36 protein-coding genes are annotated in these 24725 nt (G+C 34.8%); all 36 read left to right on the plus strand.

Annotated elements, in window-relative coordinates; translation table 11 throughout:
- The first annotated feature begins 2 nt into the window (after positions 1 to 2).
- The 36 genes from EDC58_RS08300 to EDC58_RS08475 all read left to right on the plus strand — a co-directional run bounded on the left by EDC58_RS08300 (position 3) and on the right by EDC58_RS08475 (position 24551).
- On the plus strand, positions 3 to 1733 hold the full coding sequence (locus EDC58_RS08300) for a polysaccharide biosynthesis protein (RefSeq protein WP_123353085.1): 1731 nt from the start codon (positions 3 to 5) through the stop codon (positions 1731 to 1733).
- A gap of 37 nt (positions 1734 to 1770) precedes the next feature.
- Positions 1771 to 2898, plus strand: coding sequence for an HlyD family secretion protein (locus EDC58_RS08305; protein ID WP_123353047.1), 1128 nt, complete (start codon positions 1771 to 1773; stop codon positions 2896 to 2898).
- Positions 2899 to 2930: 32 nt separating this feature from the next.
- Positions 2931 to 3275, plus strand: a complete 345-nt coding sequence (locus EDC58_RS08310) for a four helix bundle protein (RefSeq protein WP_123353086.1) — start codon at positions 2931 to 2933, stop codon at positions 3273 to 3275.
- On the plus strand, positions 3265 to 4779 hold the full coding sequence (locus tag EDC58_RS08315; protein ID WP_123353048.1) for a DHA2 family efflux MFS transporter permease subunit: 1515 nt from the start codon (positions 3265 to 3267) through the stop codon (positions 4777 to 4779). The genes EDC58_RS08310 and EDC58_RS08315 overlap by 11 nt, the downstream gene beginning before the upstream one ends.
- On the plus strand, positions 4766 to 6064 hold the full coding sequence (locus EDC58_RS08320) for a TolC family protein (RefSeq protein ID WP_123353049.1): 1299 nt from the start codon (positions 4766 to 4768) through the stop codon (positions 6062 to 6064). Before EDC58_RS08315 ends, EDC58_RS08320 begins: the two co-directional genes overlap by 14 nt.
- On the plus strand, positions 6057 to 7163 hold the full coding sequence (locus tag EDC58_RS08325; RefSeq protein WP_235823208.1) for an HlyD family secretion protein: 1107 nt from the start codon (positions 6057 to 6059) through the stop codon (positions 7161 to 7163). The genes EDC58_RS08320 and EDC58_RS08325 overlap by 8 nt, the downstream gene beginning before the upstream one ends.
- Positions 7164 to 7165: 2 nt before the next feature.
- A complete protein-coding gene (locus EDC58_RS08330; protein WP_123353051.1) occupies positions 7166 to 8761 on the plus strand; it encodes an ATP-binding cassette domain-containing protein in 1596 nt (531 codons plus the stop codon).
- Positions 8758 to 9864 (plus strand): ABC transporter permease, encoded by a 1107-nt coding sequence (locus EDC58_RS08335; protein ID WP_123353052.1) that lies wholly within the window; start codon positions 8758 to 8760, stop codon positions 9862 to 9864. The genes EDC58_RS08330 and EDC58_RS08335 overlap by 4 nt, the downstream gene beginning before the upstream one ends.
- Entirely contained in the window at positions 9861 to 10937 is a 1077-nt protein-coding gene (locus EDC58_RS08340; RefSeq protein ID WP_123353053.1) for an ABC transporter permease, read from the plus strand. The genes EDC58_RS08335 and EDC58_RS08340 overlap by 4 nt, the downstream gene beginning before the upstream one ends.
- Positions 10938 to 10946: 9 nt before the next feature.
- Positions 10947 to 11612, plus strand: a complete 666-nt coding sequence (locus EDC58_RS08345) for an LOG family protein (RefSeq protein WP_123353054.1) — start codon at positions 10947 to 10949, stop codon at positions 11610 to 11612.
- A gap of 137 nt (positions 11613 to 11749) precedes the next feature.
- Entirely contained in the window at positions 11750 to 12058 is a 309-nt protein-coding gene (rpsJ, locus tag EDC58_RS08350) for a 30S ribosomal protein S10 (RefSeq protein ID WP_007475550.1), read from the plus strand.
- Between the two features lie 10 nt (positions 12059 to 12068).
- Positions 12069 to 12647 carry a 50S ribosomal protein L3 gene (gene rplC / locus EDC58_RS08355; protein ID WP_123353055.1) on the plus strand — a complete coding sequence of 193 codons (579 nt, stop codon included), beginning with the start codon at positions 12069 to 12071 and terminating at the stop codon, positions 12645 to 12647.
- Complete coding sequence (gene rplD, locus EDC58_RS08360; RefSeq protein ID WP_123353056.1) at positions 12644 to 13231, plus strand: 50S ribosomal protein L4; 588 nt, start codon at positions 12644 to 12646, stop codon at positions 13229 to 13231. Before rplC ends, rplD begins: the two co-directional genes overlap by 4 nt.
- A 3-nt stretch (positions 13232 to 13234) precedes the next feature.
- Positions 13235 to 13516, plus strand: a complete 282-nt coding sequence (locus EDC58_RS08365) for a 50S ribosomal protein L23 (protein WP_123353057.1) — start codon at positions 13235 to 13237, stop codon at positions 13514 to 13516.
- A 9-nt stretch (positions 13517 to 13525) separates the two neighbouring features.
- Positions 13526 to 14350, plus strand: coding sequence for a 50S ribosomal protein L2 (rplB, locus tag EDC58_RS08370; protein ID WP_123353058.1), 825 nt, complete (start codon positions 13526 to 13528; stop codon positions 14348 to 14350).
- A gap of 9 nt (positions 14351 to 14359) precedes the next feature.
- Complete coding sequence (gene rpsS / locus EDC58_RS08375; protein ID WP_123353059.1) at positions 14360 to 14641, plus strand: 30S ribosomal protein S19; 282 nt, start codon at positions 14360 to 14362, stop codon at positions 14639 to 14641.
- A 9-nt stretch (positions 14642 to 14650) separates the two neighbouring features.
- Entirely contained in the window at positions 14651 to 14971 is a 321-nt protein-coding gene (rplV, locus tag EDC58_RS08380; RefSeq protein ID WP_123353060.1) for a 50S ribosomal protein L22, read from the plus strand.
- Positions 14971 to 15693: a 30S ribosomal protein S3 gene (rpsC, locus tag EDC58_RS08385; protein ID WP_123353061.1), complete on the plus strand. Its 723-nt coding sequence runs from the start codon at positions 14971 to 14973 to the stop codon at positions 15691 to 15693. Before rplV ends, rpsC begins: the two co-directional genes overlap by 1 nt.
- The gene (rplP, locus tag EDC58_RS08390) at positions 15671 to 16096 is read left to right on the plus strand and encodes a 50S ribosomal protein L16 (RefSeq protein ID WP_123353062.1); all 426 of its coding nucleotides are present in this window, start codon (positions 15671 to 15673) and stop codon (positions 16094 to 16096) included. The genes rpsC and rplP overlap by 23 nt, the downstream gene beginning before the upstream one ends.
- The gene (gene rpmC, locus EDC58_RS08395; RefSeq protein WP_007475800.1) at positions 16083 to 16289 is read left to right on the plus strand and encodes a 50S ribosomal protein L29; all 207 of its coding nucleotides are present in this window, start codon (positions 16083 to 16085) and stop codon (positions 16287 to 16289) included. The genes rplP and rpmC overlap by 14 nt, the downstream gene beginning before the upstream one ends.
- The gene (rpsQ, locus tag EDC58_RS08400; protein ID WP_123353063.1) at positions 16289 to 16534 is read left to right on the plus strand and encodes a 30S ribosomal protein S17; all 246 of its coding nucleotides are present in this window, start codon (positions 16289 to 16291) and stop codon (positions 16532 to 16534) included. The genes rpmC and rpsQ overlap by 1 nt, the downstream gene beginning before the upstream one ends.
- Before the next feature lie 2 nt (positions 16535 to 16536).
- The gene (rplN, locus tag EDC58_RS08405) at positions 16537 to 16905 is read left to right on the plus strand and encodes a 50S ribosomal protein L14 (RefSeq protein WP_123353064.1); all 369 of its coding nucleotides are present in this window, start codon (positions 16537 to 16539) and stop codon (positions 16903 to 16905) included.
- The gene (gene rplX, locus EDC58_RS08410) at positions 16905 to 17156 is read left to right on the plus strand and encodes a 50S ribosomal protein L24 (protein WP_123353065.1); all 252 of its coding nucleotides are present in this window, start codon (positions 16905 to 16907) and stop codon (positions 17154 to 17156) included. Before rplN ends, rplX begins: the two co-directional genes overlap by 1 nt.
- A gap of 4 nt (positions 17157 to 17160) precedes the next feature.
- On the plus strand, positions 17161 to 17715 hold the full coding sequence (gene rplE / locus EDC58_RS08415) for a 50S ribosomal protein L5 (RefSeq protein ID WP_123353066.1): 555 nt from the start codon (positions 17161 to 17163) through the stop codon (positions 17713 to 17715).
- Between the two features lies 1 nt (position 17716).
- A complete protein-coding gene (locus EDC58_RS08420; RefSeq protein WP_007475795.1) occupies positions 17717 to 17902 on the plus strand; it encodes a type Z 30S ribosomal protein S14 in 186 nt (61 codons plus the stop codon).
- A gap of 12 nt (positions 17903 to 17914) precedes the next feature.
- The gene (rpsH, locus tag EDC58_RS08425; protein WP_123353067.1) at positions 17915 to 18310 is read left to right on the plus strand and encodes a 30S ribosomal protein S8; all 396 of its coding nucleotides are present in this window, start codon (positions 17915 to 17917) and stop codon (positions 18308 to 18310) included.
- Positions 18311 to 18331: 21 nt separating this feature from the next.
- Positions 18332 to 18868, plus strand: coding sequence for a 50S ribosomal protein L6 (rplF, locus tag EDC58_RS08430; RefSeq protein ID WP_123353068.1), 537 nt, complete (start codon positions 18332 to 18334; stop codon positions 18866 to 18868).
- Between the two features lie 9 nt (positions 18869 to 18877).
- Positions 18878 to 19243: a 50S ribosomal protein L18 gene (rplR, locus tag EDC58_RS08435; RefSeq protein ID WP_123353069.1), complete on the plus strand. Its 366-nt coding sequence runs from the start codon at positions 18878 to 18880 to the stop codon at positions 19241 to 19243.
- A 9-nt stretch (positions 19244 to 19252) separates the two neighbouring features.
- Entirely contained in the window at positions 19253 to 19729 is a 477-nt protein-coding gene (rpsE, locus tag EDC58_RS08440) for a 30S ribosomal protein S5 (protein WP_123353070.1), read from the plus strand.
- A gap of 2 nt (positions 19730 to 19731) precedes the next feature.
- On the plus strand, positions 19732 to 20124 hold the full coding sequence (gene rplO / locus EDC58_RS08445) for a 50S ribosomal protein L15 (RefSeq protein ID WP_123353071.1): 393 nt from the start codon (positions 19732 to 19734) through the stop codon (positions 20122 to 20124).
- 4 nt (positions 20125 to 20128) lie between these two features.
- On the plus strand, positions 20129 to 21388 hold the full coding sequence (gene secY, locus EDC58_RS08450) for a preprotein translocase subunit SecY (protein ID WP_123353072.1): 1260 nt from the start codon (positions 20129 to 20131) through the stop codon (positions 21386 to 21388).
- Between the two features lie 28 nt (positions 21389 to 21416).
- The gene (gene map / locus EDC58_RS08455; protein ID WP_123353073.1) at positions 21417 to 22175 is read left to right on the plus strand and encodes a type I methionyl aminopeptidase; all 759 of its coding nucleotides are present in this window, start codon (positions 21417 to 21419) and stop codon (positions 22173 to 22175) included.
- Positions 22175 to 22393: a translation initiation factor IF-1 gene (infA, locus tag EDC58_RS08460; RefSeq protein ID WP_123353074.1), complete on the plus strand. Its 219-nt coding sequence runs from the start codon at positions 22175 to 22177 to the stop codon at positions 22391 to 22393. The genes map and infA overlap by 1 nt, the downstream gene beginning before the upstream one ends.
- A gap of 19 nt (positions 22394 to 22412) precedes the next feature.
- Positions 22413 to 23135 (plus strand): molybdate ABC transporter substrate-binding protein, encoded by a 723-nt coding sequence (gene modA, locus EDC58_RS08465; protein ID WP_123353075.1) that lies wholly within the window; start codon positions 22413 to 22415, stop codon positions 23133 to 23135.
- Positions 23116 to 23814, plus strand: a complete 699-nt coding sequence (gene modB, locus EDC58_RS08470; RefSeq protein WP_123353076.1) for a molybdate ABC transporter permease subunit — start codon at positions 23116 to 23118, stop codon at positions 23812 to 23814. The genes modA and modB overlap by 20 nt, the downstream gene beginning before the upstream one ends.
- A complete protein-coding gene (locus tag EDC58_RS08475) occupies positions 23814 to 24551 on the plus strand; it encodes an ATP-binding cassette domain-containing protein (protein WP_170151136.1) in 738 nt (245 codons plus the stop codon). Before modB ends, EDC58_RS08475 begins: the two co-directional genes overlap by 1 nt.
- Positions 24552 to 24725 lie beyond the last annotated feature (174 nt).

Raw genomic sequence — 24725 nt, forward strand, 5'->3', positions numbered from 1 at the left:
ATATGATTTTTAAGCCGACGAAATTCAAAAGAGCGCTTTTTTTTATGATAGGCGATTTTGTTTTGTCTTTTATAACTCTTTATCTTGCATATCTTTTGAGATTTAATTTCTTTATTCCGAAAGAGTATTTAAAAAACTTTTTTGAGATATTTTTTATTTTTGCAGGTTTTAAAATATTTTTTTATTTTATTTTCAAATTATACTTTGTAAGTTGGCGATTTTTTTCTATTTACGAGCTTAAAAGATTTTTTTTAGCGACGACTCTTGCTTATCTTTTTAGCGGTTCGATTCTTTTGTTATTTAGGGACTATTTTTTACCTTTTCCAAGAAGTGTGATTTTTATTGATTATTTTTTCTCTTTGCTGTTTATAGGGGGATTTAGAATATCAAAAAGACTCTTTTTAGAAAAACTATCCACTCAAAAAACTCCGGCGGTTATAATAGGTGCAAACCAAAAAGCGCTTTTGATTTTAAAACAAGACACTCCGTATTCGGTCGTTGAAATTTATGATGACGAAGAGAGCAATATCGGAAGCTATATTTACGGCTTTAAAGTAAAAGATTTACAAGATATCGATTCGTCGGTCAAAAGTGCGATAATCGCCAAAAATATGTCCCAAGAAGATTTGAATAGATTGGTTGATTTTTTAACTCAAAAAGGTTTTGAAGATATCAAAATCTATAATCCTTTCGAAGAAAAAATCAAAGACGTATCAATTGAGGATTTGCTTGCAAGAAAGCCGAAGGACTTGGATAAAAAGGCTATAAAAGAGTTTATAAAAAACAAAAAAGTTTTAATTACCGGAGCAGGAGGAAGTATAGGTAGTGAAATCAGCAGACTTTGTGAGAAGTTTTTGGCAAAAGAGCTTGTTTTGGTGGATAATTGCGAATATAACCTATACGCCATAAACGAAGAGTTGGAGATTAAAAGAAAAAGATATTTAATCGATGTAAGCAGATATGATGATTTAAAAGAGGTTTTCGAAAAGGAAAAACCCGATATCGTAATTCACGCGGCGGCATATAAACACGTGCCTTTATGTGAAGAAAATCCGAAAAGTGCGGTTATAAATAATATTTTGGGTACGAAAAATTGTATCGATTTGGCTATTGAATATAAAGCCGAGAATTTTATTTTAATCTCCACCGACAAAGCCGTCAGACCTACTAATGTTATGGGAGCTACAAAAAGAGTTTGCGAAATATACGCCCAAAACGTTCCTTCAAACGATACTAAAATTTCAGCCGTGAGATTCGGTAACGTTCTTGATAGCAGCGGGAGTGTGGTGCCTAAATTCAGACGGCTTATCAAACAAAACAAACCTCTAACCGTTACACATCCTGAAATTACGAGGTATTTTATGTTGATTCCCGAAGCTTGTCAGCTTGTACTTCAAGCCGGGTCGTTGGCAAAAGATAGAGAAATTTTTATTCTTGATATGGGAGAACCGGTAAAAATTGTGGATTTGGCAAAAAAAATGTTAAAACTTAGCGGAAAAGATGAAAACAATATAATTTTTACTGGTCTTAGAGACGGAGAAAAGCTTTATGAAGAGCTTTTGATAGACGATGCTCAGAAAAAAACGATATACGATTCCATATTTATTGGTGAAACGACATTTTACGATTTTGAAAAACTTCAAAAAGATATCGAAATTTTAACTTCACTTAATGAAAAAACTGCTATAATAAATAAACTGAAAGATATCGTAAAAGAGTATAATCCTAAATAAAAATAAATAAAAAAAGTTGATATGTCAAAGGTGAGGAATGAAAAAGAAAATAGCTTTAATAGTTTTTGTAATTTTGATTGTTGCGAGTGCGTACGGGTTGTATCGCTATATCGTTTTTAATGAAAACTACTCTTCAAGTAACGCGGTTTTTGTAAAATCGGACACTCTTACTTTTTTAGCGTTTAAACTTCCGGGAAAAATAGAAAAAATATACGTTAACGAAGGTGATGATGTAAAAAAAGGCGAGCTTTTGGCAAAACTCGATACGAAAGATTTGGAGATAAAAGCAAAAGCTCTTAAATTTCAAATTTCGGCTTTGCAAAATAAAATCAACTCTTTAACTTTACAAAAAGAAAAACTCCAAAACGACATAAAAAACAACCTAAACATCAATCAAAATCAAATAAACAAACTGCAAAAAGCGATAGAAGCTAAAGCTTTTGGAATTCAGGCTAAAAATTATCAGCTTCAAAAACTAAAAAGCGATTATGAAAGGTTTAAAAAATTATATCTTCAAAAAAGAATTTCAAGAGAAAAATACGAAAGCGTAAAAGTGGCTTATTTTGCACTTAGAGATGAGATAAAAGCCGATGAAAAACTACTTGAGGGTATGAAATTCGATAAAAACTCTTTAATCACAAAAGCGAAACTTATCCAAAATAACGAAAAAGAAGTCAAAAGATTAACCCAAGCGATAAAATCGGCGGAAGATAATTTAAAAGCGTTAAAAGAGAATTTGAAACTTGTAAATCAAAATATAAAAGATAGCTATTTATATTCTCCGATAAACGGAAAAGTGGCTAAAAAATTCGTAAATAACGACGAAGTCGTTGATGCGGGTACACGAATTTTAAGTGTTGTAAATCCAAAAGAGGTATATGTTTTGGACCTTTTGGAAGAGACAAAACTAAAAGGAATAGCTCCTGGATGTAAAGCGAAAATCCATATCGACGCACTCGATAAGGATTTTGACGGAGTGGTTACTAAAATTTTACCGGCGAGCGCCGCTACTTTCGCTCTTGTACCAAGAGATATAAGCTCGGGTGAATTTACTAAACTTGCTCAAAGATTTTATGTAAGAATAAAATTCGATAAAGTACCAAAAGGCGTACTTGTGGGAATGAGCGGAGAAGTTACGATAGAAAAATGCAAGCGCAAAAAATAATGAAAAGTAAAAAATTAAAAGTGAAAAGTAATATGGAAAAAGAAAAAGTAATTGAAAATAAAAGTTATGATTTTGCAAAAAGAATTATAAAAGTATATAGATATTTAACGGATAAAAAAGAATTTGTATTATCAAAACAACTTTTAAAAAGCGGAACATCAATAGGAACGAATGTTGTGGAAGGCCAGTATTCAATATCAAAAAAAGATTTTAAAAATAAAATGTCAATTGTATTAAAAGAAGCAGTTGAAAGTAGATATTGGATAAACTTATTAAAAGATAGCGATTATATTTCTGAAATGCAAGCTAATAGTTTATTGCAAGATTTGAAAGATATTATAAAAATCTTAACAAAGATTGTGAAAAATGCAAGCTAAAAAAACATTTTCCATTATTCATTTTACATTATTAATTATTCTTGTTGTTTTAGGCGCTTTTATGGCCGTTTTGGATACGACGGTAGTGGATATTATCGTACCTCGTCTAAAAGGTCCGCTTTCTACCGATATTTACGGCGTTCAGTGGGTTATTACGGCGTATATGATAGCCGCGGCGGTAGGGCTTTTGGTAGTTGAGTGGCTTATAAAACATTACGGAAACAAAATCATCTACGTAATAGGAGTGGCGGCTTTTACTCTTGCGTCTTTCGGATGCGGGATGTCTCATACATTGCCCGAGATTATAATTTTTAGGACGATTCAAGGTTTTGCCGAAGCTCTTGTGATGGTTACGGCTCAGGCTATGCTTTTTAGTTTTTTCCCTCCCGAAAAAAGAGGGATAGCCATGGGAATATTCGCTTTAGGTGTTGCTTTTGCCCCGGCAATCGGTCCGACGCTTGGAGGATATTTGACAGAGTGGTTTTCTTGGAGGGCGGTATTTTTCGTAAACGTGCCTATAGGAATAGTGCTTGTAGTTTTTAGTGCTTTGTTGCTGCCTGATAATTCAAAACGCTCGCCTTATCCTTTGAATTTCGTCTCTTTGACGTTTTTGACCGTTTTTACAGTTTCGTTGTTGATACTTCTTAGCAAAGGACAGCAATACGGCTGGTTTAATTCGCCTTTTATCGTATATTTGGCTTTTGCTTCTTGGTTTGGGCTTTTGGGCTTTATAATAAGCGAATATTTTTCAAAAAACTCTCTTTTTGATTACTCTTTGTTTAAAAATCCGTATTATTCGATAGGGATAATGGTCTATTTCATACTGCTCGGGTTTTCGATGTATCAATATTTTTATCTCATTCCGATGTATTACGAACATCTAAAAGGACTAAGCTCTATTCAAACGGGGCTTGGGGTGTTGGGATTTGGTATTTGGATAGGGGTTTTTAGTATTATAGCCGGTGCTTTGAGCGATAAATTCTCACCGATTCCCGTTTTGATAGCGGCGGCTGTTATTTATTTGTATAGCGGATACGTATTGTTTCCGAGTCTTAATTACTACACTCCTTTTTATGAAGCTGTTTTAAAAACTATGCCTTTTGGAATTGCGATGGGGCTTTTTTTCGCTCCTATTACCGTACTTGTTATGAATAACTCAAACGGAAAAATAGAACAGGGTATAATGACAATGGACTATGTCAGATTTATCGGAGGGAGTTTCGGTACGGCGATAGCTACGAATAACCTTGTGTTTTATAAAGATAAAGAATTCGACGCAATGGTAAGCTTGCAAAATCACGAAGTCGTAAGCTCGTTTTTAGCCAAAATGGAGCAAATATACGGAATTGTTGCAAAGGTTATATTTAGGATGTTTGAGGATTTTATGAGTTTCAATTACGGCTTTAAATACGTATGGCTTGATGCGGCTTTTTGGGGAGCTGTGGGAAGCTTTTTTATCTTTATGCTTTTATTTGTCAAAAGGAGAAAATATGAAAAAAGTTAGTTTAGTTTTGATAGCGACAGGGATTTTGTGGGCGGAAAACTTCACTCAGATAAAAAACGAAATAACAAACTCTCTAAGTTATAAATTAGCTCAAAAAAAAGTGCAAATTTACGAAAAAAAACTAAAAGCCGTAAAAGCCAAAAACTACGGCTCTTTGGATTTTGAATACAATGCCGTACATTTTTTCAATCAACCGGAAATGAAACTCACATCCCCTCAGCCCGTGGCCGTTGCGCCTGATGGGATACATCTGATTTATCAGGACGTAAAAGCTACGCTTCCAATGGCTGATAAGAACCATTTCATTGGAGAGATTAAATACTCATATCCTCTATTTACCGGATTTGGTATTTCAAATCTTATTAAAAAAAGCGAACTTGAGCTTATAAAACAAAAACTCGAACTAAAAAACGTAAAAAGAGAACTTATTTTGAATGCTGCTAAGCTTTATAGCTCCATTTATGCTCTAAAATGCAATATTAACGCCCTGAAATTTGCAAAAAACGCACTAAATACCGCCAGAGAAAAAGCCGACGCTCTTTATAAAGAGGGGCTTATTAACAAATCAAGCGTAGATGAGATAAATGCAAAATATTACGAAGTAATAGCCGATATCAAAAATCTGAAATCCCAAAAAGAATCGCTTTTGAATATGCTGAGTTATCTTTTGAATAAAAAGATAGACAAAATAGACGGCATAATTGTGAAAAAAATCAATTTTTCTCCCGACTTTCAAAAAAGACCGGATGTTAGGGCTATAAAAGAGACTTTAAAAATTTCTGATGTGGATATTAAACTTGCAAAATCAAAACTCTACCCTCAAATCGGATTTGTGGCCGGATTAAAAAGAGAAGCCGATAATTTGATTCTTACAAAAAACGACTATCAAAATATCGACAAATCATATCTCGGTATCGGAATAAAGTATAATATCTATAACGGAGGTGCCACAAAAAACGAAATCGAAATGGCGAAAATCGCAAAGGCAAGCGCTTTGATTTATTATAAAAACTACCTAAACAAAGTAAAAACGGATTATCAAAACGATTTAGCAAACTATAAAGCTCTCTTTTTCAGACTAAAAGCGGCAAAAGAAGAAGTAAAAGCAAGAGAGAGTTATTATGAGTACATAAAAGCGAAATTCAATGAAGGCTTGGCCGACAGCAGCGACCTAAACGACGCAATCGCAAAACTCGCCGCGGCAAAAGCCAAAAGAGACGCTATCAAAGCTCAAATTTTCTTTTTGGGCGTAAAACTGAGATATGACGGAGGCGAAAATGAATAGAAAAATTATAATCGCAATCATAACCGCACTTGTGATAATAAGCGGATATTTAATCTATAAAAAACTGAATCCAAAAAAACTGCCTCCGTATTTAGTCGCGGCTGTTGGAAGAATTGACGGAGATGATATCCTCATAAACACAAAATACCCCGGACGCGTCTTATTGCTTAGAGTAGATACCGGAGATGAGGTAAAAAAAGGCGAAGTTGTAGCAAAACTCGATTCAAAAGAGTTTGAAGACAAACTAAAAGCGCTTGAATATCAGATAAAAGCAAAAGAAAAAGAGCTTGAATTTACAAGTGAAAAAGTAGATAAAACAATCAAAAAAGCCACTCTTAACGTAAAAATCAAAACCGACGAGCTAAACGCTCTAAACGCGCAAATCGACGCATTTAAAAAAGTAATAGCCCAAGATATCAGAGATGAAAAAAGAATAGCCTCTCTTGTAAAAAGAAAACTTGCAAAAGAACACGATTTGGAACTTGCAAAACTAAAAACAAAAACCGACAAAGACAAATTAAAAGGACTTGAGGCTAAAAAAGAGGCACTAAAAAAAGCCGTAAAAGTAGCAAATAAAGACTTACAAATCGCAAAAGCGGCGACTAAAAACGTAGAAGCTTTAAAAGATGCTATAAACGCACTAAATTCACAAAAAAACGAAGTCCAAACAATCATAAACGAGCTTACTTTAAAATCTCCCGTAAACGGATATGTCGATACCAAAATAGCAAACGTCGGAGAGGTTGTAGGTGCTGGGATGCCTGTAGTTTCGGTAATAGACCCTAAAAGTTTTTATTTAAAAATCTACGTGGACGAATTAACCAACGGAAAAATAAAAGTAGGTCAAAAAGCCGAAATTTTCCTTGATTCGTTTCCGAATCGTCCTATAAAAGCGGTTGTTAGTAAAATTGCCAAAAAGGCCGAATTTACGCCAAAAGAGGTGGAAGTTAGGAGTGATAGAATCACAAGGGTTTATGAAGTGCATTTGAAACCTCTTGAGAGCTGTAAATATTTTAAATTAGGACTTCCGGCAATCGGAGTTATTTTAACGGGCAGGGGAAATTTGCCGGGGTCGTTAAAAGAATTGCCTGAGATGTAGAGATGTTAAAAGCGAATGTAACGGTAAAATATAAAAACAAAATCGCAATCAAAGACGCTCATATAGAAGTGAGAGAGGGTGAAATAGTCGGTCTCATAGGGGCTGACGGAGCTGGTAAAAGCTCGACACTTCACGCAATAGCTGGGGTGCTTAGTTTCGAAGGTTTTGTAGAGCTTGACGGATACGAATACCGCTCCCCCAAAGAAGCCGAAAAAGTTAAAAGTAAAATAGGTCTTATGCCCCAAGGACTCGGGCTTGTTTTGTATGATACTCTAAGTGTTAAAGAACATATCGATTTTATAAGGGACTTAAGAGGCATCAAAAAAGATAGAGGCTATGAAGAGAGGCTTTTGAAAATGGCCGGGCTTTATAATTTTCAAGACAGACTTGCCAAAAATCTAAGCGGAGGTATGAGACAAAAACTCTCTTTAATCCTCACACTTCTTCATAGACCTCGTCTTTTGATTCTTGATGAGCCGACAACCGGAGTTGACCCTATAAGCCGCGCGGAACTTTGGGAGATAGTGGACGATATCAGAAAAAAAGAAAATATCATGGCTTTGATTTCTACGGCTTATATGCAAGAAGCTTCCAAAATGGATAAAGTATTGCTGTTTGACGAAGGGGAGATTATCGCAAAAGGAAAAGCCGAAGAACTTACAAAAAGCGTTGAGAGTTATGTATATGAGGGCGAGATTGAGAGTGAAGAGTGTTTTAGTTTTAATCAAAGGACTTATTGTTTAAAACCTCTTGATATGCCACACGCAAAACCGACTCTTGAAGCTCTCTTTTTCGTAAACGCCCTAAAAAAAGGCAAAAAACCTATAAAAATAGATATTCCTAAAAAAGAGCTTGAAATACCCGAAATTATCGTAGAAGCTAAATGTCTTACCAAAAAATTCGGCAGTTTTATAGCTGACGATTGTATAGATTTGACTCTTAAAAAAGGTGAAATTTTAGGGCTTTTAGGAGCAAACGGAGCCGGAAAAACGACTCTTATTAAAATGCTTCTTGGGCTCTATCCGATAGATGCGGGTGAATTGAAACTTCTTGGAACTCCAATTAAGTCTTATAAAGACAGAATAAAACTAAAAAGCAAAATCGGATACGTCTCTCAGCTTTTTTCATTGTATAAAGATTTGACTATTATCGAAAATCTCAAATATTTCGGTAAAATGTATAAACTCTCAAACAGCGAAATAAACAAAAGAATAGAGGAATATTCAACGCTTCTGGGGTTTAAAGAATACCTGAACTACTTTCCAAAAGACGTCCCTCTTGGGATAAATCAGCGTTTTTCGGTAGCGGCCGCTTTGATGCACGACCCGGTTGTTTTGTTTTTGGACGAACCTACAAGCGGAGTGGATACGATAGCAAGGGCCGCTTTTTGGAAGATGCTTAGAAAAATAAAAGAGAATTGGAAAATCGCTATTTTGATTACTACTCATTATATGAGCGAAGCGGAATACTGCGATAGAGTCGTTGTATTAAAACAAGGCAAAAAAATAGTGGACGAAGAGGTAAAAAAACTTCACGAACAATTCCCGGGACTTAGTTTTGAAGAGATATTCCTTGAATTTTATAAGGAAAACCGATGAGACTTCATGTAATAAAAGCGTATTTGAAAAAAGAGTTTATAGACCTTGTAAGAAGTAAAATGATTATTCTTGTCTATTTTGTGCCGAGTTTGATTATTTTCCTTTTCGGATACGGGCTTAAACTCGAAATTACCCACGCAAAAACGATGATTATCGATAGAGACAACACTCCTTTGTCTCTTAAAATTGTCAATTCTTTCGAGCATTCCAAATATTTCGATACTCAGGTAAAAGCCATAAGCGACAACGAAGCCCTTAAACTTTTCAAAAAAGCCAAGCTTGACGTTTTGATAATTATTCCTCCTTCTTTTCAAAAAAAACTGTTACATCAAAAAAAAGCCCGGGTCGGTGTCTATATCGACGGGTCGTTTCCTCTTAGAGCCTTGACTCTTGAAGGGTATGTTAAGGGGATGTTTTTGCATATTTTAGGAGACAAAGCGCCCGTTAAAAAAATAATTTTAGTCAATCAAAGAAATATGTTTAACGAATCCTTGCGCGATGCAAACGCTTTTATTCCGGGGGTTATAGGTCTTGTGCTGCTGATTGCTCCGGCGGTTTTGGCGGCTCTTGTAATAGTCAAGGAAAAAGAACAGGGTACTATTTTTAATTTTTACTCTTCTCCAGTTAGTAAAACCGAATTTTTGATAGCGAAATTAACTCCTCCATTTTTACTTCACAGCGTTAATATTTTTATTCTGTTTTTGTGGGCGACTTATTATTTTGACGTGCCTTTTAGGGGAAGTTTTCTTCTTTTTTGGATAGCGGCTGAGATTTTTGTGTTTGTGAGTGTTGGAATCGGGCTTTTGGTATCGGTTTTTACTTCTACGCAAATTGCCGCACTGATTTTGACGGTTATTTTGACCGTAGTGCCCGGATTTTTGTATTCGGGGATTTTGATGCCGATATCTTCTATGGATAAAATTTCTCAAATCGAATCTCACGCGTTTCCGATTATGTATTTCAATCATATCTCTTATGACAGCTTTTTGGTGGGAGCCGGTTTTTCTTCGGCGCTTAATTTGGAATATTTGGCTGTGCTTTTTGTATACGGAGCCGTTTTATTTTTGCTGGGACTTTTATTTCTCAAAAAGGCTATCAAATGAGATTTTTAGCCATTATGAAAAAAGATATTTTGATACTTCTAAGAAATACGGCTTTAATGCTTTTTTTGATTTATATTTTTACGCTTGATATTTATCTGGCCGGAATAGGCATAAAAATAAAGCCTCAGCATGTAAGTGTAGGGTATGTCGATTATTCCAATTCTTTAATAGTAAATAAAATCTTAACTCATCTCCATAAGCCCGAATTTCAAACACCAAAAAGATTTCTAAACGAAGAAGCACTAAAAAAAGCGATAGAAAACAAAAAAATAATGGTCGGACTTGTATTTGACGGCGATTTTGCAAAAAACTACTATAAAACCGGAAAATCCCAAGTAAACGTACTCATAGATTCAACCGCCGCAGCCCAGGCGCAAGTGACGGTAATTTATCTAAACGAAATTTTAGCTCGGTTTGTAAATTTGCACTTTCCTCTTTCCATTCAAACACATCGGCTTTTTAATCAAAACTCAAACTCCACCTGGTTTATGAGTCTGGCGGAGCTTATGAGCGATGTGGTGCTTTTGGTGCTTTTGCTGGTAGCCACCGTTTTTGTAAAAGAAAAAGAAGAAGGGACATGGGATATTATGCTTTTAATGCCGGTGAGTTCCATTTTAACGATTTTTGCAAAGATGTTTTCTCAGGTGGTTGTAATTTTGGTAGGAGTTTGGGTGAGTGTGGGACTTATACTTTTTGGAGTGTTTGATATGCCGATTAACGGAAATTTATGGCATTTCTTTTTGCTGAATTTACTTTTTGCCTTTTCATTAGGAGGTATAGGGCTTGTGATTGCCGCAATAAGCAATACCGTTACGGAAGTCGGGCAGTATTCTTTTATGCTTATGATGCCTCTTATTTTCCTAAGCGGTGCGTGGACGCCTATTAGCTCTATGGCGCCTTGGCTTCAAAAACTTAGTATCATCTCACCTGTAAGATATTACATAGAAGCGAGCGAATCGATATTTTTCAGGGGTGCGTCGTTTTATGATTTGATTCCGTATTTTGTTGCGCTTTTGATTATCGGTATGGTACTATTTTATATAGGCTACAAAAAAATAGGAAGACTTTTTTAAGGAGATAGGATGCATAAAGATATACAAAAAGAGTTTTTGGATAATAGAGATTTAAACAAAGACGTTTGGAGGATGTTCAGGGTTATTAGTGATTTTACGGACGCTTTTGAAGAGCTTGAAGATATACCGCCGGGAATTTCGATATTCGGAAGCGCAAGAGAAAAACCGGGTAATTACTATTACGAAAAAGCGACCGAAATTTCAAAAAAATTAAGCGATAAAGGGTTTGCTATTATAACCGGCGGAGGTCCCGGAATTATGGAAGCGGCAAATAAGGGGGCCAAAATCAGCGTAGGGTTAAATATAGAATTGCCTCACGAACAAACTACGAATCCTTATGTAAAAATTCCTCTTAGATTCAGATACTTTTTTACGCGAAAAGTGACGTTTTTAAAATATAGCGTGGGAACCGTAATGATGCCGGGAGGTTTCGGTACGCTTGACGAGCTAAGCGAAGTGCTCGTGCTTATTCAAACCGGAAAAATGACAAAAATACCGGTAGTGTTTTTCGGAAAAGAGTTTTACGAACCGCTTTTGAAGTTTTATGAAGTAATGCTAAAGCACAATTATATTGAAAAAAAAGACCTTGAATTGTTTATCGTAACAGACGATGTAGATGAGGCGGTTGAGTATATCGTTAAAAATGCATATCATCCGAAAATTACGCATTCTTAAAAGTTACGCCTTTTATCTTTTTCCTTTCAAAAAGGAAAAAATACCCTCTTTTTCTCTTGCAAAATAACTCGATTTCTCATATAATTTCAACTCCAAATAGCGTGGAAAAACCACGAGATCTTTAAAAAGGAAGGCTAATGGAAAAAATTAGAATCAAACTTCAAGCATATGACCACAGAGTGCTTGATAAAGCTGTTAGCATCATTACGGATGCGATTAAAAGAACCGGAGCAGAAGTAAAGGGACCAATTCCTCTACCTACTAAAATCAGAAGATATACGGTTTTAAGATCACCTCACATCAATAAAGATAGTAGAGAACAATTCGAAATTAGAATTCACAGAAGACTTATTGATGTTGTGAATGCATCGCCTGATACTGTTGATCAACTTATGAAACTTGAGTTGGCACCAGAGGTTGATGTAGAAGTTAGGGCACTAAGTTAAGGAGATTTGAATGGAATTTATAGTTGAAAAAATAGGAATGAGTAGGACTGTAGGAACTAAAAGTATCCCTGTTACTCTATTAAGAGTAGTACCTGCAAAAGTTTGTGAAGTAAAAGAAAACGGAAAAGCGCTTGTAGCGTATCCGCACGGTAAAAAAATTAATAAACCTATCGAAGGTATGCAAAAAAAATACGGACTTGATAAAGAGTTCAACAGATTCGTAGAACTTGCTGTTGCAAACACTGAGGCTGGTGATTTATCAGTAGAGCCTCTTAAAGAAGCTAAAAAAGTAAAAATTACTTTCAAAAGCAAAGGAAGAGGTTTCCAAGGTGTTGTAAAAAGATACGGATTCGGTGGTGGACCTGGAAGCCACGGTAGTAGATTTCACAGAGCACCTGGTTCAATCGGTAACTGTGAATTCCCGGGTAGAGTTATGCCTGGTAAAAAAATGCCTGGACATTACGGAAACAAAAACGTAACTGTAAATGCTGAGGTAGTTGAATTCGACCCGGATATGGGTGTACTTGTAATTAAAGGAAGTGTTCCTGGAGCAAACGGTAGCTTAGGAAAAGTAAGGATTGTGAAATGAGCGTAGAGATTAAACAAATTAACCAATTACCTGAAGATTTTCAAAACATTAATCCGCACAACCTTTATTTGTATGTAAAAGCTTACCTTGCTAATCAAAGAGCGGGTACGGCTCATACGAAAACAAGAGGTGAAGTTAGCGGTGGTGGTAAAAAACCATTCAGACAAAAAGGTTTAGGTAGGGCAAGACAAGGTTCTATCAGAGCACCTCATTTCGTAGGTGGTGGTGTAGCTCACGGACCGAGAAACGAAAGAGATTGGTCTCAAAAAATTAATAAAAAACAAAAAAGAGTTGCACTAAAATATGCACTTAACGAAAAAGCTGAAAACGGAAAAATTTACGTTGTTGATTCAATCAAAATCGACAGCGGAAAAACTAAAGACGCTGTAAAATGGCTAAACAACATCAACGAAAGAGATTATCTAATCGTTGTTGATGAAATGGACGAAAAAACATTTTTAGCATTTAGAAACATTCCAAACGTATACATTATTACACCGGAAGAATTAAACGCATACTATGCAAGCGTTTTCAAAAGCATTATTTTTGATAAAGCTGCATTCGATAAAGTTATAAAGGGCTAAGCTATGGCAGATATTACAGATATCAAATCAATCGTTTATACTGAAAAAGCACTTAACCTTCAAGAGCAAGGTGTTTTAGTAGTTCAAACGTCACCAAAAGTGACTAAAAATCAATTAAAAGAAATTTTCAAAGAATATTTCGGTGTAACACCAATCAAAATCAATTCACTTAGACAAAAAGGTAAAGTGAAAAGATTCAGAGGAATCGAAGGTAAAAGACCTGATTATAAAAAATTCTATGTTAAATTACCTGAAGATGCAAAACTTGAAAGCCTAAGTGTATAAGGATAGAAGATGGCAGTAAAAACATATAAACCATATACACCGTCAAGAAGATTTATGAGTACGCTTGATAATAGCGACATCACTTCTAAGCCGACGGTTAAAAAATTACTTATTAAACTTCCGGCAAAAGCCGGTAGAAACAATATGGGTAGAATCACTTCTCGCCATAGAGAAGCTGGTCATAAAAAACTTTACAGAATTATCGACTTTAAAAGAAATAAATTCGGTGTTCCTGGTAAAGTAATGACTATCGAATACGATCCGTACAGAAACTGTAGAATTTGTCTAATCAGCTATGCTGACGGAGACAAAAGATACATTATCCAACCTGAAGGTCTTAAAGTTGGTGATACTGTAATGGCGGCTGAAGCAGGTCTTGATATTTTACCTGGTAACGCTATGAAACTTAAAAACATTCCTGTTGGTACTGTAGTACACAACGTTGAAATGAAACCTGGAAAAGGCGGGCAAATCGCAAGAGCTGCGGGTAACAGCTGCCAAATTATGGGTAGAGAAGGAAAATACGTAATCCTTAGACTTCCATCAGGTGAAATGAGAAAAATTCTTGGTGAATGTATGGCGACTATCGGTACTGTTGGTAACGCTGATTACCAAAACATCACTATCGGTAAAGCCGGAAGAAGCAGATGGCTTGGAATCAGACCTCAAACAAGAGGTATCGCAATGAACCCGGTTGACCATCCACACGGTGGTGGTGAAGGTAGAAGTAAAGGTAACCATCCTGTTACACCTTGGGGTATGCCGACTAAAGGTTACAAAACTCGTAAGAAAAAACAATCTGATAAATATATCATTTCAAGAAGAAAGAAATAAGGATAGCTCATGGCTAGAAGTTTGAAAAAAGGTCCTTTCGTAGACGACCATTTAATGAAAAAAGTTCTTAAAGCAAAAGAAGAAAAAAACCCAAAACCAATTAAAACTTGGAGTAGAAGAAGTACAATCGTTCCTGAAATGATCGGTTTAACTATTAACGTTCATAACGGAAGAGATTTCGTTCCTGTTTATATCACTGAAAGACACGTAGGATTCAAACTTGGTGAATTCGCACCTACAAGAACTTTTAGAGGTCATAAAGGTTCTGTTCAAAAGAAAATTGGTAAGTAAGGATAGGTGATGAGTAAAGCAACATTAAAATTTATCAGACTTTCACCAACTAAAGCAAGACTTGTTGCAAGAGAAATTCAGGGAATGAACGCTGAAGAAGCTCTTGCAAAGCTTGAATTTATGCCGAATAAAGCGGCAAGGGTTATCGCAAAAGTTATTGCAAGTGCGGTAGCAAACGGCGGATTTGACGCTAATGAAGTTGTAGTTAAATCTTGTAGAGTTGATAGAGGTCCTTATCTAAAAAGATTTAGACCAAGAGCAAGAGGTATGGCAAGCAGAATTCAAAAACCAACAGCTCACATTTACGTAGAAGTTGAAAAGGAAAGCTAATGGGTCAAAAAACGAATCCAATCGGACTAAGATTAGGGATAAATAGAAACTGGAGAAGTAGATGGTTTATCAACTATAATACTATGCCTGAGAATGTTCTAAACGACTATGAACTTAGAAAATTCTTAAAGAAAAAACTATACTATGCCGGAATCAGCGATATTATTATCGAAAGAACGGCTAAAAAAGTAAGAATTACAATTTTCGCGGCAAAACCTGGTATCATCATCGGTAAAGGTGGTAGCGAAGTTGAAGCTCTTAAAAAAGAACTTCAAAAATTAATCGGTGGTAAAGAACTTATTCTAAACATTAAAGAAGAAAGAAAACCACAACTAAGCGCACAACTTGCGGCTGAAAACGTAGCTACTCAAATCGAAAGAAGGGTAGCGTTCAGAAGAGCTATGAAAAAAGTTATCCAATCAGCTCTAAAAGCCGGAGCTAAAGGTATTAAAGTTCAAGTTTCTGGAAGATTAAACGGTGCCGAAATGGCAAGAACTGAATGGTATCTTGAGGGAAGAGTTCCTCTTCATACGTTAAGAGCTAAAATCGATTACGGTTTTGCCGAAGCTTTAACTACATACGGAATTATCGGTGTTAAAGTTTGGATATTCAAAGGTGAAGTATTACAAAGAAAAGGTAATAATCAAGTAGCTTCTACTGAGGAGAGAAAACCTCAAAGAAGAAGAAAAGGACGCAGAAATGTTAATGCCAAAAAGAACTAAATATAGAAAACAACAAAAAGGTAGAAACAGAGGTAAGGCATACAGAGGTAATAGCCTTGCGTTCGGAACATACGGACTAAAAGCGATCGAGCTTGGTAGAATCAATTCAAGACAAATCGAAGCTGGAAGGGTTGCCCTTTCAAGAACAATGAAAAGAACAGGTAAAATTTGGATTAGAGTATTCCCTGATAAACCTTTAACTGCTAAACCTGTCGGTGTGAGAATGGGTAAAGGTAAAGGTAGCGTAGAAGAGTGGGTAATGAATATTAAACCTGGTAGAATTATTTTCGAAATCACTGGTGTAAACCATGATACGGCAATCAGAGCTTTAACTCTTGCAGCTGCAAAATTACCATTTAAAACAAAAATTGTAACAATGGAGAGTGAAAATGAGCTATACTAAACTAAATGTAGCGGAATTAGTTCAAAAATCAGAAGCTGAATTACAAGAGCTTCTGAAAAATAAAAAAATGGAACTTTTCGAAACAAGAATGAAATTAAAAACTATGCAGCTACAAGATACGTCTCTTGTTTCTAAAATTAGAAAAGACATCGCAAGAATCAAAACTGCGATGAGACAAAAAAGGGGTAACTAATGCCTAAAAGAGTTATTCAAGGAAAAGTTATTAAAAAAACCGGAGATAAAACTATCAACGTTTTAGTTGAAAGAAAAGTTTTACATCCTAAATATCATAAAATTGTAAAAAAATTCAAAAAATATCTTGTTCATGACGAAAACAACGAAGCAAACGTTGGTGATATCGTTACTGCTATCGAGCATAGACCAATTTCTAAAAGAAAAAGTTTCGTTCTTAAAGAAATTGTTGAAAGAGGAGAATAAGAATGATTCAACCATTTACAAGACTAAAAGTCGCTGATAACAGCGGTGCTAAAGAAATTATGTGTATTAAAGTTTTGGGAGGGTCAAAAAGAAGATATGCAAGAGTAGGTGACATTATCGTTGCCTCTGTTAAAAAAGCCCTTCCAAACGGGAAAATTAAAAAAGGTCAAGTTGTAAAAGCTGTTGTTGTTAGAACTAAAAAAGAAGTTCAAAGAGAAAACGGCTCTTTAATCAGATTTGATGATAACGCGGCAGTTATCATCGATGCTAAAAAAGAACCTGTTGGAACTCGTATTTTCGGACCTATCGCGAGAGAAGTTAGATATGAAGGGTTCCAAAAAATTACATCATTAGCTCCGGAGGTGTTATAATGGCGGCAAGAAAAAATTTACCTCCAAAATTCAAAATTAAAAAAGGCGATACTGTAAAAGTAATCGCCGGTGACGATAGAGGTAAAACTGGTGAAGTTTTAAAAGTAATTCCTAAAGAAGCTAAAGTAATCGTTAAAGGTGTGAACGTAGTGAAAAAGGCTGTTAAGCCTACAGAAGCTAACCCTAAAGGCGGGTTCGAATACATCGAAAAACCAATTCACATCTCTAACGTAAAAAAAGTAGAAGGTTAAGGCAATGGCTAGAACATTTGAAGTAAAAGAGAGATACTATAACGAAGTTAGACCTAAACTTGTTGAAGAGTTTGATATTAAAAACCCTATGCTTATTCCGAACCTTGAAAAAATTGTAGTAAGTGCAGGTGTTGGTGAAGGAAGTAGAGATAAAAAATTCCTTCAAAGCGTTGCTGATACTTTAACTCTTATTACAGGACAAAAAGCAGTTATTACTCCTGCAAGAAAATCTGTTGCAGGATTTAAAGTAAGAGAAGGTATGCCTGTTGGTGTAAAAGTTACACTAAGAGGCGATATGATGTGGAACTTTTTACAAAAACTTATTTCAATCGCTCTTCCGAGAGTTAGAGACTTTAAAGGTGTAAAAAGAGACGGTTTTGACGGAAGAGGTAACTTTAACTTCGGTCTTACCGAGCAACTTGTATTTACTGAAGTTGACTATGATAACATTATTAAAGTTCACGGTATGAACATTAATATTTCTACAACGACTGAAGACGATAAACAAGCTGAAAGAATGCTTGAACTTATCGGATTCCCATTTACAAAAGGAAAGTAAAATGGCAAAAAAAAGTATGATTGCTAAAGCTAAAAGAAAACCAAAATTCAAAGTTAGAGCATATACAAGATGCTCTATTTGTGGTAGAGTACACTCTGTATATAGAGACTTTGGAATTTGTAGAATTTGTCTAAGAAAAATGGCAAACGAGGGATTACTCCCTGGTGTTAAAAAAGCAAGCTGGTAAAAGGATGCCGCAATGATGAACGATATTATCGCAGATGGATTAACAAGAATTAGAAACGCTGCTATGAGAGGTTTGGAAGTTACTAAACTAAACCACTCAAAACTTATGGAAGACGTTTTAAAAGTATTTGAAGAAAAAGGTTATATTGAAAGCTATAAAGTTATCGAAGATGGAAATAAAAAATTCATCAACGTTACTTTAAAATATGATGAAAACGGAAATTCTGTAATTAACGAAGTTAAAAGAATTTCTAAACCTGGTAGAAGGGTTTATAAAGGATACCAAGATATTAAAAACTTTAAAAACGGTTTTGGTACTTTGGTTGTTTCTACAAATAAAGGCGTATTGCCGAATGATGAAGCTTACAAATTAAAAGTTGGTGGCGAAGTTATCTGTAGTATTTGGTAAAAATATATAAGGAGCATATTAATGAGTAGAATCGGTAAGCAACCCGTAAAGTTAGCTTCTGGCCTTGAAGCTAAACTTGAAGGGAATAAATTAATTATTAAAAAAGGCCAAGATGCAAAAGAAATCGACACTAAAGGTGTTGTAAAAGTTAATATCGAAGGTGATACTTTAACATTCGAACCTGCAGAAGATAGCAAATTCGCTAAAGCTATGTGGGGAACTGTTAGAGCACTTGCTAACAACGCCGTAATCGGATTAACTCAAGGTTTTGAAAAGAAACTTGAAATCAACGGTGTTGGTTACAGAGCGAACGTTCAAGGAAACAAATTAGTACTTAACCTTGGATATTCTCATCCGATCGAATATGAAATTCCTGCTGGAATTACTATTACTGTTGAGAAAAACATTATTACCGTAAAAGGTAGCGACAAACAACAAGTGGGGCAAGTAGCTGCTGAAATCAGAAGCTTTAGAAAACCTGAACCTTACAAAGGTAAAGGTGTTAAATATGTTGATGAACATATTATTAGAAAAGCTGGTAAAACAGCTAAAAAATAAGGGTGAGAGATGAGAAGAAGTAAAGCATTAGCAAAAAGAGATTTAAGAAGACTTAAAAGAAAAAGAAGAGTAAGAGGTAGAATCAGCGGTACTGCTGATATGCCAAGAGTTACTATTTATAAATCAAACAAATATATTATCGTTCAAGCTATTGACGATACGGCTGGTCATACACTTGCACACTTAAATACTGCTCATCTTGATGAAAAGCTACCTTCAAATATCGAAGGTGCTAAAAAAGCAGCAGCGATTTTCGCTGAAAAATTAAAAGCTGCTAATGTTGAAAAAGTGGCTTTTGACAGAAACGGATATAAATATCACGGTGTAGTTGCAGCATTTGCAGATACTCTAAGAGAAAACGGCATAAAACTATAAGGAAGGCAAATGGCTAAAAAACCTCAAGTAATTAGAGATTATAATAGAGAAGAATTTGAAGAAGTAGTTGTTAATATCGGAAGAATTACTAAAGTTGTTAAAGGTGGTAGAAGATTCAGATTTAACGCTTTAGTAGTAGTTGGTAATAAAAAAGGTATCGTTGGTGTAGGAACAGGAAAAGCTAAAGAAGTTCCTGATGCAATCAGAAAAGCTATTGACGACGCATTTAAAAACCTTGTTAAAATTGAAGGTATTCATGGAAACACTATTAACCATGACGTTCAAGCTAAATTTAACGCATCAAAAATTTTACTTAAACCTGCAAGTGAGGGTACGGGGCTGATCGCAGGTGGTGCGGTGAGACCGGTACTTGAGCTTGTTGGTATTAAAGATATTCTTTCTAAATCACTTGGTTCGAACGAACCTCATAACCTTGTAAGAGCTACAATCAAAGCTCTACAAATGATTAAAAGTAAAAAGGCGTAATCATGGCGTTAGAAAACTTAAAACCGGCATGCGGCGCTACTCATAAAACTAAAAGAGTAGGGCGCGGACCTGCAAGCGGATACGGAAAAACTGCTACAAGAGGTCAAAAAGGTCAAAAAAGTAGAACTGGTTATTCTAAAAAAAGAGGTTTTGAAGGTGGACAAACTCCACTTCAAAGAAGATTACCAAAAGTTGGTTTCACAAGTAGAAGAGAAAAACCTCAAGCGATTAACGTAGATAGAATTACAGCAATTGCTGAGCTTAATGAAATTACTATTGAAAATTTAAGCAAAATTATTAAAATCAAATCTAAAAAAGTTAAACTGATCGGTTCTAAAGCGAAAGAACTAAAAGATAAAATAAAAGACGCTAACATCACAACTTCTGGAAAGTAAGGGTATGAATCCGATAGCTAAAAAAATCTTAATTACCCTTGGCTTTCTTCTTGTTTATAGAATCCTTGCCTATGTACCGGTACCAGGGGTAAATATAGATGTAATTAAAGACTTCTTTTCAGGTCATCAAAACGACGCATTAGGTTTACTTAATATGTTCAGCGGTAATGCGGTAAGTAGAATGAGTATTATCGCACTTGGTGTAATGCCTTACATTACCGCTTCGATTATTATGGAGTTACTTGCGGCAACTTTCCCAAGACTCGGAGAGCTTAAAAAAGATTCTCAAGGTTTCCAAAAATATATGAAAATCATTAAATACGCAACTGTGGGTATTGCATTCGTACAAGCGATCGGTATTGCGTTAGGTTTAACTTCAATGACCGGTAAAATGGGCGAGAGCGCCGTTATGATCGATAAAACTACATTTGTTATTTTAGCGGCATTTACAATGCTTGCGGGTACTATGATTCTTGTATGGATTGGTGAACAAATTACTCAAAGAGGTATCGGAAACGGTATTAGTTTAATTATCTTTGCAGGTATTGTCAGCGGAATTCCGAGTGCAATTGTCGGTACTTTAAATTTAGTGGATGTGGGAGAGTTAACTGTTATCGGTTTAATTTTCATTCTTGCTATTGTAGTAGCTACCGTATCATTTATTATTTATGTAGAACTTGCGGAGAGACGTATACCTGTTTCATATCAAAGAAAAGTTTTAATGCAAAACAGATTTAAAAGAATTATGAATTATATTCCTATTAAATTGAATTTAAGTGGTGTAATTCCTCCGATTTTTGCAAGTGCAATTTTAATGTTCCCATTAACTGTACTTAGCGGAGTTAGTAATCCTATTTTAGTTTCAATAAGAGACGCATTAAATCCGAACGGATATCTTTTCCATGTTATTGAATTCGTATTAGTTATTTTCTTTGCATATTTTTACGCATCAATCGTATTTAATGCAAAAGAAATTGCCGAAAACCTTAAAAAACAAGGCGGATTTATTCCCGGAATCAGACCTGGTGAGCAAACCGCTAAATTTTTAAATGACGTTGCAAGTAAATTAACTTTTTGGGGTGCGATTTATTTAGGAATTATTACGGTACTTCCATGGTTACTTGTAAAACTTATCGGTATTAATTTTTATTTCGGTGGGACTGCCGTACTTATCGTCGTACAAGTTGCGATCGATACTATGAGAAAAATCCAAGCCGAAATGCAAATGCAAAAATACGATACATTATCAGTTACGGGAATTTAATTCCCTTGCTTTATTTTTAGGAGAGTAAATGGCGATACCAATTAGAAAACCAAGTGAAATCGAAGAGATTAAAAAGCCTGCGAAATTAGTAGCGAAGACTCTAAAGCTTTTAAGAGAACACACAAAACCCGGAATTACCCCTCTTGAACTTGATAAAATAGCCGAAGATTTTATAAGAAGCAACGGTGGAAGACCTGCTTTTAAAGGTTTATATGATTTTCCAAATAGTGTATGTATCAGTAGAAACGGTGTAGTAATACACGGTATTCCTGATGATGAACCTTTAAAAGAGGGTGATGTTGTCGGTTATGATGTCGGAGTTGAAATAAACGGGTGGTACGGAGATGCCGCTATTACTGTGGGAGTAGGTAAAATTGATGAAAAATATCAAAAAATGATAGAAGTAGCAAGAGATGCAATTTATCATGCCGTAAAAAATATCAAACCGGGAATGAGATATAAACAAATAAGTAAACTTTTAGAAGAATATATAACTTCTCACGGATATGTGCCTTTAAAAGGTTATAGCGGGCATGGTATAGGTAGAAAACCGCACGAAGAGCCTCAGATATTAAATTATGTAGAAGGCAAACCGAATCAAGGCGAAAAAGTTAAAAACGGACATGTTTTTTGTTTGGAGCCTATGCTTTGTCATAAATGCGGAGAGCCGATTTTGGCTGAAAACGGCTGGGATGTTTATTGTGAAGATATGGAAGTGGGTGTTCATTATGAACATCAAATAGCAATACTAAATAACAAACCAATTATATTAACGGAGGAAGAGTAATGGCAAAAGACGTATTAGAAGTGGATGGAATTGTAAAAGAAGCACTTCCTAACGCAATGTTTAAAGTGGAACTTGAAGGTTTAGGGAAAGAAATACTTTGTCATATAAGTGGTAAAATTAGAATGAATTACATTAAAATCGTACCGGGAGATAAAGTAAAGGTTGAAATAAATCCTTATAGCCTGGACAAAGGTAGAATTACATATAGATACAAATAAAACAATCGAAGGCAAAGCTATGAAAAAATTACTTTTTTTTCTTTTATTAACTCCTCTTTTTGCCTCTCAAATTACAATAGCAGTAGCTACAAACGTTTCTTATGCTATAAAAAGTTTGGTTAAAGATTTTAACAAGTTATATCCGGATGTAAATGTTAGAGTTGTACTCGGTAGCAGTGGAAAATTAACGGCGCAAATAAAAAATCATGCTCCTTATGATGTTTTTTTATCTGCGAATATGAAATATCCATGGTATTTGTATAAAAACGGATACGCTTTTACAAGACCGGTTGTATATGCAAGAGGTGCATTGGCATTTTTTGCCCCAAAAAAAACAGTTAATTCAATAGAGGATATTAAAAATCTAAATAAAATAGCAATGCCGAATCCTTCATTAGCACCTTACGGAAAAGCGGCACAAGAGTTTTTACATAATAAATGGTGGGATTTGCATGATAAAATCGTTTTTACCGAGACGGTCACTCAGGCTTTATCATATGCATTAGCGGCAACCGACGGCGCTTTTGTGGCTAAATCCGCTTTATTTTCTCCGAAAATGAAAAAATATAAAGAAGGGGTTCATTGGATTGAAATACCTTCAAAATATTATGAACCTATTAATCAAGGTATCGTTTTGTTATCAAGAGCAAAATCAAATAAAAACGCCGCGGCATTTTATACGTATATGTTAAGTAAAAGAGCGGCTGAAATATTAGAAAAATATGGATACATTGTTAAATAAAGTAAGTCAACTTGACTTTACTCCTCTTCTTTTATCTTTTAAACTTGCTTTTATTACTACTTTGATTCTTTTTTTTATCGTATTACCTCTTGCTTGGTTTTTATCTCAAACAAAATCTAAAATCAAACCTTTTTTAGAAGCATTTTTTGCTTTACCCATCGTTTTACCTCCTACGGTTTTAGGTTTTTATATTTTATGGGCTTTTTCACAAAACTCTCCTCTTGGAGAATTTTTTCAAAAATATTTCGATATTTCTTTAGTCTTTTCATTTCCCGGAATTGTCGTTGCAAGTTGTATTTATTCTCTTCCGTTTATGCTACAGCCTATTCAAAGCGGTATCGAAAGTTTAAACAAAAGTATCATAGAAGCTTCATATACACTAGGAAAAAATAAAATCGAAACACTTTTTAGAGTTGTACTGCCGAATATAAAACCTTCGATAATTACTGCATTAATTATTACGTTTGCGCATACAATCGGTGAATTCGGTGTTGTTTTGATGGTCGGAGGATCAATTCCGGGAGTTACTAAGGTTGCAAGTATTGCTATTTATGAATATGTCGAAAATTTAGATTATTTTTCGGCACATATTTATAGTTTAATATTATTGATTTTAAGTTTTATAGTTTTATTTTTCGTATATGTTTATAACTATTCAAAAAAATATAAAGAAATATGATGATAGAAATTAACATTGTTAAAACATTTAAAAATTTTACGTTAAAAATAAACGAAACTTTTAAACAATATGAGTTTTATGCTCTATATGGTAAAAGCGGTAGTGGAAAAACTACATTTTTTAGAGTGCTTTCTGGACTTGAAAAAAGTGAAGGCATTATAAAGGTTAATAAAAAAATTTGGCAAGATAAAAAATTTTTTTTACCTCCTCAAAAAAGAGATATCGGTTATGTATTTCAAGATTACGCACTTTTTCCGAATATGAACGTTTTAGAAAATCTTTTGTTTGTAAAAAAAGATAAAAAACTTGCTATGAAGCTTTTGGATATTGTCGAAATGACACCATTTATAAATAGAATGCCAAATACTCTTAGCGGAGGTCAAAAACAAAGAGTCGCTTTAGTAAGAGCTTTAATGAAAGAACCTAAAATATTATTATTGGATGAGGCTTTAAGCGCACTTGATGAAGAAGTTAAAGAAAAAATAAAAAAAGAGATTTTAATTATACATAATGAGTTTAAACTTACGACATTTATGATTTCTCATCAAAAAGAAGATATTCACGATTTAGCAACAAAAGTTATTAATATAAATAATGGTAATATTGTTTCTATTGAGAAAGTACAAAAAACAATTCATTTATCTCCTACAATTATAAATGACCAACTTGTCTTTATACCTAATGAAAAACTTTCTTCGGATTCTATTAAAAATTCACATTTTAAAATAACAACTTAAACTCCCCAAAACTTGGGAATTCACAAGTATAATGTGAAAGGTGAAGAGAAAAAAGTGAAAAAAAGTGAAAATTTTTCAGAAAAACTCTTGACAAGAGGGTAGGAATATTATATACTTTCAGTCCCAAAACGCGGGAGAGCGTTTGAGATGATTGATAACTTAGATATAAGTTGC

Origin of the sequence: Caminibacter pacificus, assembly GCF_003752135.1 — a bacterium.
Lineage (GTDB): Bacteria > Campylobacterota > Campylobacteria > Campylobacterales > Nautiliaceae > Caminibacter > Caminibacter pacificus.

What these genes read in the sequence shown, in the direction of transcription:
- EDC58_RS08300 (WP_123353085.1), top strand. Translation starts at nt 3, where the DNA reads ATGATTTTTAAGCCGACGAAATTCAAAAGAGCGCTTTTTTTTATGATA.
- EDC58_RS08305 (WP_123353047.1), top strand. Translation starts at nt 1,771, where the DNA reads ATGAAAAAGAAAATAGCTTTAATAGTTTTTGTAATTTTGATTGTTGCG.
- EDC58_RS08310 (WP_123353086.1), top strand. Translation starts at nt 2,931, where the DNA reads ATGGAAAAAGAAAAAGTAATTGAAAATAAAAGTTATGATTTTGCAAAA.
- EDC58_RS08315 (WP_123353048.1), top strand. Translation starts at nt 3,265, where the DNA reads ATGCAAGCTAAAAAAACATTTTCCATTATTCATTTTACATTATTAATT.
- EDC58_RS08320 (WP_123353049.1), top strand. Translation starts at nt 4,766, where the DNA reads ATGAAAAAAGTTAGTTTAGTTTTGATAGCGACAGGGATTTTGTGGGCG.
- EDC58_RS08325 (WP_235823208.1), top strand. Translation starts at nt 6,057, where the DNA reads ATGAATAGAAAAATTATAATCGCAATCATAACCGCACTTGTGATAATA.
- EDC58_RS08330 (WP_123353051.1), top strand. Translation starts at nt 7,166, where the DNA reads ATGTTAAAAGCGAATGTAACGGTAAAATATAAAAACAAAATCGCAATC.
- EDC58_RS08335 (WP_123353052.1), top strand. Translation starts at nt 8,758, where the DNA reads ATGAGACTTCATGTAATAAAAGCGTATTTGAAAAAAGAGTTTATAGAC.
- EDC58_RS08340 (WP_123353053.1), top strand. Translation starts at nt 9,861, where the DNA reads ATGAGATTTTTAGCCATTATGAAAAAAGATATTTTGATACTTCTAAGA.
- EDC58_RS08345 (WP_123353054.1), top strand. Translation starts at nt 10,947, where the DNA reads ATGCATAAAGATATACAAAAAGAGTTTTTGGATAATAGAGATTTAAAC.
- rpsJ (WP_007475550.1), top strand. Translation starts at nt 11,750, where the DNA reads ATGGAAAAAATTAGAATCAAACTTCAAGCATATGACCACAGAGTGCTT.
- rplC (WP_123353055.1), top strand. Translation starts at nt 12,069, where the DNA reads ATGGAATTTATAGTTGAAAAAATAGGAATGAGTAGGACTGTAGGAACT.
- rplD (WP_123353056.1), top strand. Translation starts at nt 12,644, where the DNA reads ATGAGCGTAGAGATTAAACAAATTAACCAATTACCTGAAGATTTTCAA.
- EDC58_RS08365 (WP_123353057.1), top strand. Translation starts at nt 13,235, where the DNA reads ATGGCAGATATTACAGATATCAAATCAATCGTTTATACTGAAAAAGCA.
- rplB (WP_123353058.1), top strand. Translation starts at nt 13,526, where the DNA reads ATGGCAGTAAAAACATATAAACCATATACACCGTCAAGAAGATTTATG.
- rpsS (WP_123353059.1), top strand. Translation starts at nt 14,360, where the DNA reads ATGGCTAGAAGTTTGAAAAAAGGTCCTTTCGTAGACGACCATTTAATG.
- rplV (WP_123353060.1), top strand. Translation starts at nt 14,651, where the DNA reads ATGAGTAAAGCAACATTAAAATTTATCAGACTTTCACCAACTAAAGCA.
- rpsC (WP_123353061.1), top strand. Translation starts at nt 14,971, where the DNA reads ATGGGTCAAAAAACGAATCCAATCGGACTAAGATTAGGGATAAATAGA.
- rplP (WP_123353062.1), top strand. Translation starts at nt 15,671, where the DNA reads ATGTTAATGCCAAAAAGAACTAAATATAGAAAACAACAAAAAGGTAGA.
- rpmC (WP_007475800.1), top strand. Translation starts at nt 16,083, where the DNA reads ATGAGCTATACTAAACTAAATGTAGCGGAATTAGTTCAAAAATCAGAA.
- rpsQ (WP_123353063.1), top strand. Translation starts at nt 16,289, where the DNA reads ATGCCTAAAAGAGTTATTCAAGGAAAAGTTATTAAAAAAACCGGAGAT.
- rplN (WP_123353064.1), top strand. Translation starts at nt 16,537, where the DNA reads ATGATTCAACCATTTACAAGACTAAAAGTCGCTGATAACAGCGGTGCT.
- rplX (WP_123353065.1), top strand. Translation starts at nt 16,905, where the DNA reads ATGGCGGCAAGAAAAAATTTACCTCCAAAATTCAAAATTAAAAAAGGC.
- rplE (WP_123353066.1), top strand. Translation starts at nt 17,161, where the DNA reads ATGGCTAGAACATTTGAAGTAAAAGAGAGATACTATAACGAAGTTAGA.
- EDC58_RS08420 (WP_007475795.1), top strand. Translation starts at nt 17,717, where the DNA reads ATGGCAAAAAAAAGTATGATTGCTAAAGCTAAAAGAAAACCAAAATTC.
- rpsH (WP_123353067.1), top strand. Translation starts at nt 17,915, where the DNA reads ATGATGAACGATATTATCGCAGATGGATTAACAAGAATTAGAAACGCT.
- rplF (WP_123353068.1), top strand. Translation starts at nt 18,332, where the DNA reads ATGAGTAGAATCGGTAAGCAACCCGTAAAGTTAGCTTCTGGCCTTGAA.
- rplR (WP_123353069.1), top strand. Translation starts at nt 18,878, where the DNA reads ATGAGAAGAAGTAAAGCATTAGCAAAAAGAGATTTAAGAAGACTTAAA.
- rpsE (WP_123353070.1), top strand. Translation starts at nt 19,253, where the DNA reads ATGGCTAAAAAACCTCAAGTAATTAGAGATTATAATAGAGAAGAATTT.
- rplO (WP_123353071.1), top strand. Translation starts at nt 19,732, where the DNA reads ATGGCGTTAGAAAACTTAAAACCGGCATGCGGCGCTACTCATAAAACT.
- secY (WP_123353072.1), top strand. Translation starts at nt 20,129, where the DNA reads ATGAATCCGATAGCTAAAAAAATCTTAATTACCCTTGGCTTTCTTCTT.
- map (WP_123353073.1), top strand. Translation starts at nt 21,417, where the DNA reads ATGGCGATACCAATTAGAAAACCAAGTGAAATCGAAGAGATTAAAAAG.
- infA (WP_123353074.1), top strand. Translation starts at nt 22,175, where the DNA reads ATGGCAAAAGACGTATTAGAAGTGGATGGAATTGTAAAAGAAGCACTT.
- modA (WP_123353075.1), top strand. Translation starts at nt 22,413, where the DNA reads ATGAAAAAATTACTTTTTTTTCTTTTATTAACTCCTCTTTTTGCCTCT.
- modB (WP_123353076.1), top strand. Translation starts at nt 23,116, where the DNA reads ATGGATACATTGTTAAATAAAGTAAGTCAACTTGACTTTACTCCTCTT.
- EDC58_RS08475 (WP_170151136.1), top strand. Translation starts at nt 23,814, where the DNA reads ATGATAGAAATTAACATTGTTAAAACATTTAAAAATTTTACGTTAAAA.